Below are 11,981 nucleotides of genomic sequence, written 5' to 3' on the forward strand. Positions count from 1 at the left end.
ATTCAGTCCGCTTCGGAATCCCTGGCCACGGCCAGCGCCGCCAGCCGGTCAGGTTGCAGCAGCAGCATCTCACGTTGGTTGACTGCAATCACACCCTCATCGCTCAGCCGCCGCAGCACCCGGCTTACCGTCTCCGGCGCCATCCGCAGATAGTTGGCGATCTCGGTGCGGGCCATGGTCAGGTTGAAGCGGGTCGCGGAAAAACCACGCCGCGCGTAACGCGCCGACATATCCAGCAGGAACGCTGCCATCCGCTCCTCGGTGCGGTGGTTGGCCGCCAGCGTGGCGACCTTGCCGATCTCCGCACTGAGCAGGCTGAACAGCTTGGCCTGCAGCCCCGGCATGCGGGTGGCCAGCAGGCTCAGCTTGGGGAACGAAATGCGGCACAGGTGCACCGTATCCAGTGCCACCGCATTGCAGGGGAAGCGCGAACCGTGAATCGCGTTGAGCCCGATCACCTCGCCCGGCAGAGCAAAACCCAGCACCTGCTCGTTGCCCTGGCTGTCGTCGACGAAGGTCTTGACCATGCCTGCGCGCACAGCGGCGATGGAATCGAAGGCCTCACCCGCACGGAAGATGTATTCCCCCGCATGGAACGGCCCCACGTGGTCTACCAGCACATGCAGTTCGCCCAGCGCCGTCTTGTCATAGCCCTGCGACATGCAAGCATCGGAGAAGGCACAAGTGCTGCAGAAATGCAGCGCGTCGCCATCATCGGCGGCGGCAGGATTCGGCGTGGCCCGGCCGGGGCGCGGCTGAGGGGACGGAATCGAAGACATCACGGCAACGCTCGAACGGAAGCCTCCATCATACGGCACGGCCCCATCGCCTTCCGTGCACTGCACGGGTCACGCCGCAGGTGACGTGCCGCGCCGGCCTGCGCCGCGCTGGCGCACGCTGTCGCGCACATCCACATCGAACTGCAGCTGCAGCGTGGTGCCGTCATCCAGGTACAGCGCAAACGACAGGCCATCACGGCACGGCAGGCGCCCGGCAAGGTCCTCCACCGAACCGCGTGGCAGTACCAGGCGGCAATCGGTGCCGCTGTCGAGCAGCACCGCGCTTTCGCCGCCGTGCAACGAAACGGCCGTGCCCCAACCGCCGCTGCCACCGAACCGGGTCAGGTTCTCCACCGTTTCACCGGCCAGCAGCCGGGCCAGTTCGGCCTCGTCCAGGCGCAGCCGCATGGTCTGTTCCTGCAACTGCACCTTCATGAGGCAACGTCCTCCCATTGGGTGGGGGTATTGCAGTTGACCAGGGCGCCTTCATCGGCATGGGCCAGGCGCAGGGTCTGCGCGTCCAGCCGGTGTTGCAGGGCCTGCAGGGAGCGCGGGCCGAGGGGATCGTGGATCATGTTTTCGAGGATCGTGCGGCTTTCATTGCCTACATTAAACAGCATCGGAAGCGGATGCCCGTCAAAGATCGTGCAAGCGCCGCTGTGCCGGTCACGCAGCTGCTGCAACAGCTCCGGGGTCAACCGGGGTGTATCCACCGGCACCACCCAGGCAGGGCCATCGGGCATCTGCATCGCCACGCTGTACAGGCCACCCAGTGGCCCGCAGCGCGTGATCTGGTCCGGCACGCCGCCGAACGCCGGATAGCGTCCGCTCACCCAGACCCGGTCTGCCCCGGCCAGCCGCAAGGTGCCGCGCATGTGCTCCAGCAGGGTGCGCCCCTGCCAGGGCAGCATCGCCTTGTCGCGGCCCATCCGGCTGGACAGGCCACCGGCCAGCACGATGCCGGCGATGGGCGTTTTCACGCGGGAAACCCGACCACGCTATACGTGGCCGCTCCTGTCGGGCGCGAGGGGAAGGCTCCATCCACGCATGGAGCAACCGTGCAGGTACGCCTCAGTAGAGCCACGCCATGCGTAGCTGCTTCTGCCAAGCGCGAGGGGAAGGCTCCATCCACGCATGGAGCAACCCTGCAGGTACGCCTCAGTAGAGCCACGCCATGCGTGGCTGCTTCTGCCAAGCGCGAGGGGAAGGCGCCATCCACGCATGGCGTGGATCTACTGGCGTCACAGGTGATCATGCGCCGGTTCACCATCTGCGTGGCACAGCGTGCAGCCTTCGCTCCACTCGCTGTCGCCGTCCTCGTAATGTTCCTGCTTCCAGATCGGGCACTGGTGTTTCACCGCCTCGATCAACTGCCGGCACGCGCGGAACGCTTCATCACGGTGCGGGCTGCCCGCAGCCACCACCACCGCAACATCGCCAATGCCCAAGCGGCCCTTGGCATGCGCCACATACAGCTTCAGCTTCGGCCCGAACGTCGCTTCGATCTCCGCCGCAAAGCGCTGGATCTCATTCAGCACCAGCGGTTCGAACAGGTCATAGGTGATGCCGGTCACCGGCCGCCCCACATTGAAGTCGCGCACCTTGCCGATGAACACATCGATGCCGCCGAATGCCGGGTCGGACACCGCCGCGATGCCTTCGGCCGGGTCGATGGCGTGCTGCGCACGGTCCACCACCTTTGCCGTCACGTTGCTGCTCATGGCTCAGCCCCCGCTCACCGGCGGCAGGATCGCCACCTTGCCATCGGCTGGCAGCGCCTCGTGGTCACGCAGCACGCGCTGCTGGTCGGCAAAGGCAGAATAGTCCAGCAACCCGGCGCGGAAACCGGGAAAGCGCACCGGCAACAGCTCACGCAGCGCCTGGCGCAGATCGGCCACCGTGCCACCGGCCACCTCCAGCGCGATCTCGCGGCTGGCATCCAGATCGGAAAACGCACCGAACAACTGCAGATTCACCTGCTTCATCATGACTCCTGGGTTGCCAGCTGCAGCGGGTCCTGGTGGCCCCAGCCCTGCACGCGCACCAGCGTGCCGGCCGCGACGAGGTCCCCCTCGCCCTCCAGCACCACCCAGGCGTTGGCCTGCAGCATGGATTTCAAACGGAACGATTCCTGCCCAGACAGCACGCGCACGCTCAAGCGCCCCTGCGCGTCCACGTCCACCCGCGCACGCGCGTGGAAGCGCAGGCCCGGCGGCTTGCGCACATCGGCCTGCAACGGCAGCTGCAGCAGCGGCTCTGCGGCCAGGCCCAGCAGGCGACGCAGCACCGGTTCAACGAAGAAACGCTGCCCCACCGCCGCCGACACCGGATTGCCCGGCAGGCCGAAATACAGCGCGCCATCGGGCAGCACTGCAAACAGCAGCGGCTTGCCTGGGCGGATCGCCACCTTGTGGAACACGATGCGGGCGCCGCGGGCGCGCAGCGCATCGGGAATGAAGTCGTAGCGGCCGGCCGACACCGCGCCGGTGCTGATCAGCACATTCGCGCCCGCAGCCAGCGTGTCGTCCAGCACCGCATCGAAGGCAGCCACGTCATCGCCCACCGTGCCCTGCCACACCACCTCGGCACCGGCGGCCTGCAGGCGGGCGATCAGGTAGGGCCGGTTGCTGTCACGGATCTGTCCGGAGTCCAGCGCCTGCGCCGCTTCGGTCACCAGCTCCTTGCCAGTGGCAATGACAGCGACCTTCGGCCGGGCCACCACCGCCACCTCGGCCACGCCGATGGCGTGCAGCAGGGTGCGTGCATTGATGTCCAGCGCCTGCCCTGCCTGCAGCACGCGCTCGCCTTCTTCCACGTCCTGTCCGCGCAGGCGCACGTTCTGGCCAGGTTTCACCCCGCTCTTCAACGCAATGCGGGTCGGGCGACCCTGCTCGCTGGCAAGGATCTCCACGTTCTCGATCGGCACCACCGTATCCAGCCCAACCGGCATGCGCGCGCCAGTCATGATTTCCCATGCGCCGTCGCCGCCCTCGGTACCGGCGTCGCCCGCCGCCTGCCAGCCCTGCACCACAAATTCGGTATCGCTTTCGAACGGCGTGCCATTGGCGCGCAACGCGAAGCCGTCCATCGCCGAGTTGTCGAACGGCGGCAACGACTGCCCGCTGATGATGTCCGTGGCCAGGATGCGTCCACCCGCCTCATGCAGCGGCAAGTGTTCGGCCGGCAGCGGCGTGGCGGCTTCCATCAGGTGCTGCAGCGCTTCGCTGTAGGCAATCATGCGTGGCCACCGCCATCAACCATCGCCAATGCGTGGCCCAGCACCGGCGCCAGAATGTCCAGGCACTGCGCTGCCGCACGCGGGCTGCCCGGCAGCGCAAACACCAGCATGTCATCCAGCTGCACCACCTCGGCCCGGCTCAGCCAGGCCATCGGCGTGTGCTGCGCACTCAACGCGCGCACCATCTGCGCCAAGCCGTGCACCGGCCGCGCATTCAACGAACGCAGCGCCTCCGGGGTCAAGTCGCGCGGGCCAAGCCCGGTGCCGCCGGTACACAGGCACAGGCGTACGCCCTCGCCCGCCAGCGCACGCAGGCGGCCCGCCAGCGGCTCGATGCCATCGGGCAATACCTCCGCAGCCACCACCTCGCCACCGAGCGCCTGCAGCCCGCTCACCAGCTTCGGGCCGGACTCGTCGGCATAGCTACCCTCGCTGGCGCGATCGCTCAGGGTGATCACCGCGCAGGCCGCGCCGTTCAGGCCCTTCGGCGGGCGCGGCCTGAAGCGCGCGCTCTCGCCCTCGTCCATGCCGTCGGGATGCAGCCACAGGCCGCGCTTGCCGCCCTCCTTGAACAACAGGCGGATGCCCTCGATGCGCAGCGCCGGCTCCACCGGCTTGCTCAGGTCGTACAGGGTCAGCAGTGCCGCATTGACGCCGGCAAGCGCCTCCATCTCCACACCGGTGCGGGCCTCGCTGGCGCACTCGCACCACACCCGTATCGCCTGCCGCTCCGGCACCGGCGCGCAGTACACCTGCACCAGTTCCAGCGGCAGCGGGTGGCACAGCGGCATCAGCATCGAGGCCATCTTGGCGCCCTGCAGCCCGGCAATCTCGGCCATCACCAGCGCATCGCCCTTGGGCAACCGGCGCTCGACAATCAGTGGGTAGGCCACCGGGCCGGCATGCAGCTCGCCCACCGCCACCGCGCGGCGGCGGGTAATACGCTTGTCGCGCACATCGGCCATGTGGAAGGCCGCCTTCAGATCACCCGGCATCGTGTTCCTCATCCTCCAATCGAAGCCAGGTGCGGAATCAATCCGGTCTGGCCCTGGTGCAATCCGTGCCCGGCCGCTTTCAGGCCAAGCTGTGTGGTGATGCGTGCCAGCAGCGCGTCCTGGTCGTCGTCGCTCTGCAACAGCGGGCGCAGCGGCACGCCGAATTCGCCGAACAGGCACAGCCGCAGGTCACCCTTGGCGGTCACCCGCAGGCGGTTGCAGCCCTTGCAGAAGTCACGCGAGTACGGGGCGATGATGCCCACCGTGCCGCGATGCTGCGGGTGGCTGAACTCGCGCGCGGGGCCGGCATCGTCCGCGCGCGGGCGCTCGTGCCAGCCAGCGGCCAGCAGCTGCTCGATCACCACGTCGGCGCGCAGATGGTGGCGCTGGAAATAGGCTTCGTTGTCGCCGGTGCGCATCAGTTCAATGAAGCGCACGCTGAAGGGACGGTCGCGCAGGAACGCCATCCACTGCGGCAGCTCGTCGTCGTTCAGGCCGCGCAGCAGCACCGCGTTGAGCTTGATGGCCGGCAGGCCCAGTGCCTGCGCCATCTCCAGCCCCTGCTGGATGTCCGGCAGGCGGTCGTGGCCGGTGATGGTCCTGAAGCGCTCGCGCTGCAGGCTGTCCATGCTTACGTTCAGCGCGGTCAGGCCGGCCCGGTGCCAGCCCGGCAGGCGACGCGGCAGCAGCGTGCCATTGGTGGTGATGGCCACCTTGCGGATGCCCGGCACGGCCGCCACCGTGGCGATGATCTCGTCCAGGTCCTTGCGCAGGCTGGGCTCGCCACCGGTAAGGCGGATCTTGCTCATCCCCAGCATGGCAAACGCGCGCACGAGGCGCGCGATCTCGTCCACCGCCAGGAAGCGCGGGCGGCCGTCGGCCTGATAGCCATCGGGCAGGCAGTAGCTGCAACGGAAGTTGCAGGCCTCGGTCAATGACAGACGCAGATACGGGAAGCGGCGTCCGAACCCGTCGGTGAGTTGGCTCATGGCTGTTTCACTCCTGAGCCCACCATGCCGCTGGGCGCCTGAACAGGTTGTCGACCCGAGCCCTCAGAGTGCGCCGGGGCGCTGAAAGCGTCAACCCGGCGCTCGACTGCGGTGGCGCTGGGGGGTACGGCCTTCAACCCTGTCGTTTTCGAACCGGCCGCTACGTCCCGCTTCTTCACCCAACCACGACACCTGTCGCAGATTACCTGGTCGCGGTGGGTCATCGCGGCAGCCAGCAGTGCCGGTACTTAACAGCGTGGTTCAATGCCGAAAGCGTCTCCAATCGTGAGCTATTTGCAACTCTTCTGATTGGCATTGCACAGCGACGCGGGCTCAGATGGCGTGCCACCGAAAACGGGTGGCCGGGTTTCGAATCCCGTGTTGGCGTTGAGTGATTGCGCTTGCCAGCCGGCGTCCACATTCCGTGGCGCCGGCTGGCAATCCGTCTGCCGGCTATGGCGGGCGGTGCGTGGGGGCGTTCGCGCCCACCGGCTTGACGTCAACCCGGATTCGAACCACGTACCGCCCGCCACCTCTGTGTGGCGGCTACCGATTGCCTTGCACGGAGCCTCGCCATGAACGGATCTGACCTTCCCCACCTGCACGCCTACAGTGACCCGGCCAACGCCGATGACCTGGCAGAGGCTGTGCCCCGTGCGGATGCGAACACCCTGAGTGCCAACCTGAGACGCATCGGCAAAGGCGCCGCCGCCGACGGGCAGCCCTGGCCAGAGCGACACCAGCTGCCCGGGCGCTGCATGGCGCTTGCCGATGCCGATTGCGCATTGGCCGGCTTGCGGGTGGTGCAGGAGGTACTGCTGGCGGCGGAGCGCACCCGGCAGAACGGCGAGCCCGAGGACTATGTGGGCGACCGGGTGATGGAGGGGCTGATGCTGGCGTGCCTGGCGTTGAGTGCGCAGGCTGTGGGGCGATTGCAGGTAGAACGGTAAATGCGAACCGTTTGGATTGCACTCCTCTCGCTATGACAGGCCGGCCAGCAGGCTCCAGTTGGAATGCCGGGACAGCAAAGCTAGCGCTTCACTGCACCTCGTGAGGCGAACAACCAGGAAGAAGCAAAACTTCCCAGCAGGCATCCTGCGGCAATGGCAGCAAACAATCGCCCCCCCTGGCCTCTGCCTGTAACCAAGGTGTAACCCATCGCGCCCAATGCCATTGCCCAGAGAATCAAGCCTGACATGAAGGACTGCTGGAAAAATTCGCCGAATTCAAACAAAGGGGCATCAATCGTCGGCCTATGCATTGGCCGCTACGGATTCCCGAACCCGCCACAAACAGCCCAAGCCTCGCTCCGGCAGTCGGCATCAAGGGGTGAAAGGCTCAGACCTGTACTCACACCCATTGATGTCGCGAAACACTACTGAGTATTCCTTATGTTCATCTGCCTGCCCGGGAACGAAGAGCCCGTTTGCATCAAACAATACTACCTGCGGCTTGCCGCGACTGACACGCAGACTCCGGGTGGGGCCAGCAACCTCCTCAAGGATCGGGTTGAAAATCCTCCAACTTGGGCTTCCCTTCGGTCTCTGCTCGGTGACCGCGCTCCGGGCAGCGACATGACCGTCAGGACCGTCGAGCGCAATCAGGATTGCGGGACCAGACATATGTGTCACCTCGAATCTGCCAACCCAGGATTCGGCAACTGAAGCCGATTCGACATACCGTATCTGGGCCTCACTGCAGACCTTGTGACCATCAAGTGTGGAACATGCCGCACTACTCAGTGCGATCCCTAGGACAAGCGCGACGTTCTTCAATTCACCGCCCCCTGATTATCAATCGATGTTTGCCACTATCATCCCACTGTTGCCTTGACCTGATCACTGCAGGAAGAATGCTCTCCGTCAAGTGGCTCTGCATTGCGGCGGCCCCATTACATAATCAATTCAAGCCGTGGGATGTCGGTCACGATTATCGATATCGGCAACGCCCCTGCCCTGGTGATCAGGGTACTCCCCCAAACTGCTTCCAGTCTTCATTAGTGCTAGCGTGCACCGTCAAGCCAGTGATGCAAGGATGCGCTGCAGGATCGTCTATGACCCCGACATTACCTCCATTTCCAGACCGCATGAGGCTGTTCCTCCTCTTCGCACTCTGCTTGATACTCATCTCCTGCGATCTGGATCTGGTGATGGACAGCTCCTACGCCACGAAGCAGGAAGCCGTCGACGCCGAGATGATTGCCAAGGGCTGGATTCCCGCGTGGGTGCCCGAGGAGGCGACCGACCTGCGCGAGGTGCACGACCTCGATTCAAACGTGAGCGCGCTTGCCTTCAGCAAACCACGCAGCAAGCAGTTGCTGTTGCCGCCCGGTTGCCGGCCCGTCAACCACAGCGCTACCCAGCCGGCGCTGTTCAATCGAAGCTGGTGGCCGAGTGAGACCGCTCTGAAGCGCTCCTATATCTTCTTTCGTTGCGAGCCCGAATTCGGCAAGTCGATCTTCGTCGCAACAAGCGGAACCGGCGATCATGTGCTCTTCTGGCGCACGTACGCTCGCTGATGCGCATGCCCGCCCTCCCCTGCAACCCGACACTACAGATGCACACTCCAGGAACGGTCCTCACCACCCTCGCCCTTTGCCTGTTGCCCAGCCTTCCGGTCTACGCAGAGCAACGCACGCCTGCCGATGTGGAAGCGATCGAACAGGTGATCGAGTCCTTCCGCACCTCGCTGATCAACAAGGACAAACCGACCTACATGAGCTTGTTCTTTTCGGACAAGCCGGAAGACATCGGCTGGCAGTTCGTGTCCGAGGACCGGCGATTGGCAGACATCCGCAGGGTCAAGCCCGATGCAATCAAGGCACTCAATATTCCGTCGAACAACTTCATCTCGCTCATCGATGAGGCAGTGGCCACGGCAGAGCCACGGGAGGAGAAGTTCTTCAACACCAAGATCGACACAGACGGCGATGTGGCATCGGTGTCGTTCGACTACAGCTTCCATGCCAACGGCGTGAAGGCAAACTGGGGCAGGGAAATGTGGCAGCTGGTCCGCACCGAGCGGGGCTGGAAGATCTTTTCAGTGATCTATTCGATACGTGACAAACGCAGTTCCGCGGAGAGCTGATACTTCCTTTCAGCCAATCAACGTCAGCCAGTCAACGTCAACCACCACGCGCAGCCGAATCCTGATTCCGCAACCGCGCCGCAAAATACCGCGTAGGCGATTGCCCCAGCGCCTTCTTGAACATCGTGATGAACGCCGTCACCGATTCATAGCCCAGGGTTTCAGACACCCGCTGCACCGCCGCGCCGCCGGCAAGCTCGCGAATCGCAACCAGCAGATGCAGCTGCTGCCGCCAGCGCCCGAACGACAGTCCGGTTTCCCGATCAATCAGCCGCGTCAACGTGCGCTCACCCAACGCCAGGCGTTTGGCCCACTCGCTGATGGTGCTGCGATCGGCCGGATTGGCTGACAGCGCCGCAGCCAGCGCACGGATCTTGGGGTGGTCGCTCACCGGCAGGTACAACCGCTCGGCCGGCATCTGCACCAGTTCGTCCAGCAGCACTCGCGCCAGTCGATCGGTGTGCCCGCCGCGCGGGTAGTCCTGCGGCGCATCGGCCAGGTGCAGGATCATCTCGCGCACCATCGGCGAGATCGACAGCGTCACGCAGTGCAGTGGCAGGTCGACAACGCCCAGCTCGACGAACAGATAGCACAGGCGGGCGTTGGCGGTGGCCCGGTTGCTGTGCGGCATGCTGCCCGGAATCCACACGCCGCACTGTGGCGGCACGATCCACAGCGCATTGGCCACCTCGCAGGTCACCGCGCCATGAAGTGCCAGGATCAGCTGTCCCTTGCGGTGGTCATGCACCGGAATCTCGGCATCGTGGTCGGCCACCTGCAGGCGGCTGGCCACTGCCGGCCGATCCGTCGCGTCCGGGTTCAGATCAAAGCCAGGCAGTGAAATGCGAGTCATTCTCTATGACCGGATTCAGCGATAGACTGACATTATAGCGAAATTCGGCGGCGGGGCTCGCTGAATACGATGGCGGCATGCACATCCCCGTCCCTACCCGCCCTTGGCTTTCGCGCCCCATCGCGCTGTTGATGTCGCCCGCATTGAAGGGCGACGGCGAAGCGTTGCTGTTCTCGCTCAAATGCCTGCTCGCCGCGATCCTCGGGCTGTATGTCTCGCTGCGCATCGGCCTGACCCGCCCGTTCTGGGTGATCGGCACCGTCTACCTGGTGTCGCAGCCGATGTCCGGCGCGACTCTCAGCCGGGGCCTGTTCCGGCTGCTGGGAACGATCGGCGGTGCGGTTGCTACGGTGCTGCTGGTGCCGCGGTTCGCGAACGCGCCGATGGTGTTGAGCGTGGTACTGGCCGCCTGGATGGGCCTGTGCCTGTATTTGGCCATGCTCGACCGCACACCGCGTGCGTACGCCTTCCTGCTGGCCGGGTATACCACCAGCCTGATTGGTTTCCCGGCGGTGATGGTGCCCGATGACGTCTTCACCATCGCCATCACCCGCGTGCAGGAAATCTCCATCGGCATTCTTGCGGCGACGCTGGTCCATGGCCTGCTGTGGCCACGCCGGGTCTCGCCGCGTGTGCACGCGCGCTTGGCATCGATCCTCGCCGATGCGGAGCGCTGGACGCGGGACATGCGCGCTGGCGCAAACGAAACGGTACTGGCTGCGGATCGCTCCAAGGTAGCCGCAGATCTCCTCGACCTGCACACGTTGTCCATCCACCTGCCGTTCGACAGTGTGCACGGCGTCGCCCAGGTGCAGATCCTGCGCGCACTGCATGACCGGATGCTCGATGTGCTGATGCTGTCCAGCGCCGTGGACGAATCACAGGCCCAGCTGCGCGCGCAGCCCGCCGGCACAGCGCACACCACATGGCAGGAACTGATGCGTGCAGATCTCTGCGCACGTCAGGCCGAACTCGATGCTGCGCATCACGACTGCCGGCTGCTGGAAGAGCAGCTGCACGCCGCCCGCCCGGACTGGCGCCGGCATGTACCCGTGCACCTTGCCAGGAAGGCGAACGGTCATGTGCTGCATCGTGACCACCGGATCGCCCTGCGCAGCGCCTTGGGCGCCTTCGTCGGCATCCTACTGGCCTGCGCGCTGTGGATCGCTACTGCGTGGTCCGACGGTGCAACCGCCGTCTCCATCATCGGCACCGCCTGCGTGTTGTTCGGGACCACAGAGGCACCTGCCGGGCATGTCATGCGCTATCTGATCGGGTCGACCATCGGCGTGGTCATCGGGCTGTTCTACGCGCTGGTGATCTTTCCGGGCCTGTCCGATTTCGTCGGCCTGGCCATGGCACTGGCGCCGGCACTGCTGGTGTGTGGCTCGTTCCTCGCCCGCCCGCCGTTCATCATGGCCGCATTGGGGGTAGTGCTCACCTTCCCCCTCATCGCCGGGTTGGGTGCCACCAATGCCACCCACGTCGCGGGCGCGCTCAACAGCAGCGTCGCGCTGTTCGTGGGCACGGCGGCGGCGCTGTGCAGCATGTCGCTGTTGCAGACGCTGGACAGCAATCGCAGCCGCGCGCGCCTGCAGGATGTGATCCGGCGGGACATCGCACGCCGCGCCGCCGGGCAGGTACGAAATGCCAGCGACTGGACAAACCGCATGGTGGATCGGCTTGCGCTGCTTGCCCCTCGCCTGCGCGGCCATCCGGATGCAGCCCCCACGTTGCGGACGCTGTTTGCGGACATGCGCGCGGCCAGTGCCGTGGCCGAACTGCGCGTAATTGGCGGGGCGTTCACTGACCGCCGCAGCCGCGACTGCCTGGCCCAGTTGCTGCACAGCGCGTCCGCCCACTTCCGTATCCGTACCTCCACATGCCGCACAGTGGATACGCCGCTGCTGGAATCACTCGAGCGCACACGCGACGTGATCATCGCTGGCAGCAACGGCGCATCCAAGCCTGTTCTTGCGCTGCTTTGCGGCCTGCGCCGCGACCTGATCGCTCCGTTGATCGTACATGGGGACTGAGTCG

At 65.4% G+C, this 11,981-nt stretch carries 13 protein-coding genes; 4 read left to right on the top strand and 9 right to left on the bottom strand.

Annotated features, from left to right (window positions below; translation table 11 throughout):
- Positions 1 to 2 precede the first annotated feature (2 nt).
- From LC407_RS08110 to moaA, 8 genes are all read right to left on the bottom strand, one after another.
- Positions 3 to 779 carry a helix-turn-helix domain-containing protein gene (locus LC407_RS08110; protein ID WP_223482594.1) on the bottom strand — a complete coding sequence of 259 codons (777 nt, stop codon included), beginning with the start codon at positions 777 to 779 and terminating at the stop codon, positions 3 to 5.
- Positions 780 to 848: 69 nt separating this feature from the next.
- The gene (locus LC407_RS08115) at positions 849 to 1,214 is read right to left on the bottom strand and encodes a hypothetical protein (protein ID WP_223482595.1); all 366 of its coding nucleotides are present in this window, start codon (positions 1,212 to 1,214) and stop codon (positions 849 to 851) included.
- On the bottom strand, positions 1,211 to 1,708 hold the full coding sequence (locus LC407_RS08120; protein WP_263291420.1) for a molybdenum cofactor guanylyltransferase: 498 nt from the start codon (positions 1,706 to 1,708) through the stop codon (positions 1,211 to 1,213). Before LC407_RS08120 ends, LC407_RS08115 begins: the two co-directional genes overlap by 4 nt.
- Positions 1,709 to 2,020: 312 nt before the next feature.
- Positions 2,021 to 2,500 carry a molybdenum cofactor biosynthesis protein MoaE gene (locus LC407_RS08125; protein ID WP_223482597.1) on the bottom strand — a complete coding sequence of 160 codons (480 nt, stop codon included), beginning with the start codon at positions 2,498 to 2,500 and terminating at the stop codon, positions 2,021 to 2,023.
- Between the two features lie 3 nt (positions 2,501 to 2,503).
- Positions 2,504 to 2,764, bottom strand: coding sequence for a MoaD/ThiS family protein (locus tag LC407_RS08130; protein ID WP_049463966.1), 261 nt, complete (start codon positions 2,762 to 2,764; stop codon positions 2,504 to 2,506).
- Complete coding sequence (gene glp, locus LC407_RS08135; protein WP_223482598.1) at positions 2,764 to 4,017, bottom strand: gephyrin-like molybdotransferase Glp; 1,254 nt, start codon at positions 4,015 to 4,017, stop codon at positions 2,764 to 2,766. Before glp ends, LC407_RS08130 begins: the two co-directional genes overlap by 1 nt.
- Entirely contained in the window at positions 4,014 to 5,012 is a 999-nt protein-coding gene (moaCB, locus tag LC407_RS08140) for a bifunctional molybdenum cofactor biosynthesis protein MoaC/MoaB (RefSeq protein ID WP_223482690.1), read from the bottom strand. The genes glp and moaCB overlap by 4 nt, the downstream gene beginning before the upstream one ends.
- Positions 5,013 to 5,020: 8 nt before the next feature.
- Positions 5,021 to 6,001, bottom strand: a complete 981-nt coding sequence (gene moaA, locus LC407_RS08145; RefSeq protein WP_222389279.1) for a GTP 3',8-cyclase MoaA — start codon at positions 5,999 to 6,001, stop codon at positions 5,021 to 5,023.
- 575 nt (positions 6,002 to 6,576) lie between these two features.
- Between moaA and LC407_RS08150 the strand changes: the two genes are divergently transcribed.
- The 3 genes from LC407_RS08150 (at position 6,577) to LC407_RS08160 (ending at position 9,088) form a co-directional block, all read left to right on the top strand.
- Positions 6,577 to 6,951: a hypothetical protein gene (locus tag LC407_RS08150; protein ID WP_093818509.1), complete on the top strand. Its 375-nt coding sequence runs from the start codon at positions 6,577 to 6,579 to the stop codon at positions 6,949 to 6,951.
- 1,199 nt (positions 6,952 to 8,150) lie between these two features.
- Positions 8,151 to 8,519 (top strand): hypothetical protein, encoded by a 369-nt coding sequence (locus tag LC407_RS08155; RefSeq protein WP_223482599.1) that lies wholly within the window; start codon positions 8,151 to 8,153, stop codon positions 8,517 to 8,519.
- Positions 8,520 to 8,557: 38 nt separating this feature from the next.
- Positions 8,558 to 9,088, top strand: a complete 531-nt coding sequence (locus LC407_RS08160; protein ID WP_080148612.1) for a hypothetical protein — start codon at positions 8,558 to 8,560, stop codon at positions 9,086 to 9,088.
- A gap of 37 nt (positions 9,089 to 9,125) precedes the next feature.
- Here LC407_RS08160 and LC407_RS08165 read toward each other — a convergent pair whose 3' ends face one another.
- Complete coding sequence (locus tag LC407_RS08165) at positions 9,126 to 9,941, bottom strand: helix-turn-helix transcriptional regulator (RefSeq protein ID WP_223482600.1); 816 nt, start codon at positions 9,939 to 9,941, stop codon at positions 9,126 to 9,128.
- A gap of 77 nt (positions 9,942 to 10,018) precedes the next feature.
- On the opposite strand from LC407_RS08165, the gene LC407_RS08170 reads away from it, so the two are divergent.
- Complete coding sequence (locus tag LC407_RS08170) at positions 10,019 to 11,977, top strand: FUSC family protein (protein ID WP_223482601.1); 1,959 nt, start codon at positions 10,019 to 10,021, stop codon at positions 11,975 to 11,977.
- Positions 11,978 to 11,981: the final 4 nt, after the last annotated feature.

The sequence above is a fragment of the Stenotrophomonas sp. OVS01A genome, from assembly GCF_019969775.1.
GTDB classification, from domain to species: domain Bacteria; phylum Pseudomonadota; class Gammaproteobacteria; order Xanthomonadales; family Xanthomonadaceae; genus Stenotrophomonas; species Stenotrophomonas indicatrix.

Excerpts from the sequence above, each read along its gene's own strand:
- LC407_RS08110 (WP_223482594.1), bottom strand. The coding sequence starts at position 779 with ATGTCTTCGATTCCGTCCCCTCAGCCGCGCCCCGGCCGGGCCACGCCG.
- LC407_RS08115 (WP_223482595.1), bottom strand. The coding sequence starts at position 1,214 with ATGAAGGTGCAGTTGCAGGAACAGACCATGCGGCTGCGCCTGGACGAG.
- LC407_RS08120 (WP_263291420.1), bottom strand. The coding sequence starts at position 1,708 with ATGGGCCGCGACAAGGCGATGCTGCCCTGGCAGGGGCGCACCCTGCTG.
- LC407_RS08125 (WP_223482597.1), bottom strand. The coding sequence starts at position 2,500 with ATGAGCAGCAACGTGACGGCAAAGGTGGTGGACCGTGCGCAGCACGCC.
- LC407_RS08130 (WP_049463966.1), bottom strand. The coding sequence starts at position 2,764 with ATGAAGCAGGTGAATCTGCAGTTGTTCGGTGCGTTTTCCGATCTGGAT.
- glp (WP_223482598.1), bottom strand. The coding sequence starts at position 4,017 with ATGATTGCCTACAGCGAAGCGCTGCAGCACCTGATGGAAGCCGCCACG.
- moaCB (WP_223482690.1), bottom strand. The coding sequence starts at position 5,012 with ATGCCGGGTGATCTGAAGGCGGCCTTCCACATGGCCGATGTGCGCGAC.
- moaA (WP_222389279.1), bottom strand. The coding sequence starts at position 6,001 with ATGAGCCAACTCACCGACGGGTTCGGACGCCGCTTCCCGTATCTGCGT.
- LC407_RS08150 (WP_093818509.1), top strand. The coding sequence starts at position 6,577 with ATGAACGGATCTGACCTTCCCCACCTGCACGCCTACAGTGACCCGGCC.
- LC407_RS08155 (WP_223482599.1), top strand. The coding sequence starts at position 8,151 with ATGGACAGCTCCTACGCCACGAAGCAGGAAGCCGTCGACGCCGAGATG.
- LC407_RS08160 (WP_080148612.1), top strand. The coding sequence starts at position 8,558 with ATGCACACTCCAGGAACGGTCCTCACCACCCTCGCCCTTTGCCTGTTG.
- LC407_RS08165 (WP_223482600.1), bottom strand. The coding sequence starts at position 9,941 with ATGACTCGCATTTCACTGCCTGGCTTTGATCTGAACCCGGACGCGACG.
- LC407_RS08170 (WP_223482601.1), top strand. The coding sequence starts at position 10,019 with ATGCACATCCCCGTCCCTACCCGCCCTTGGCTTTCGCGCCCCATCGCG.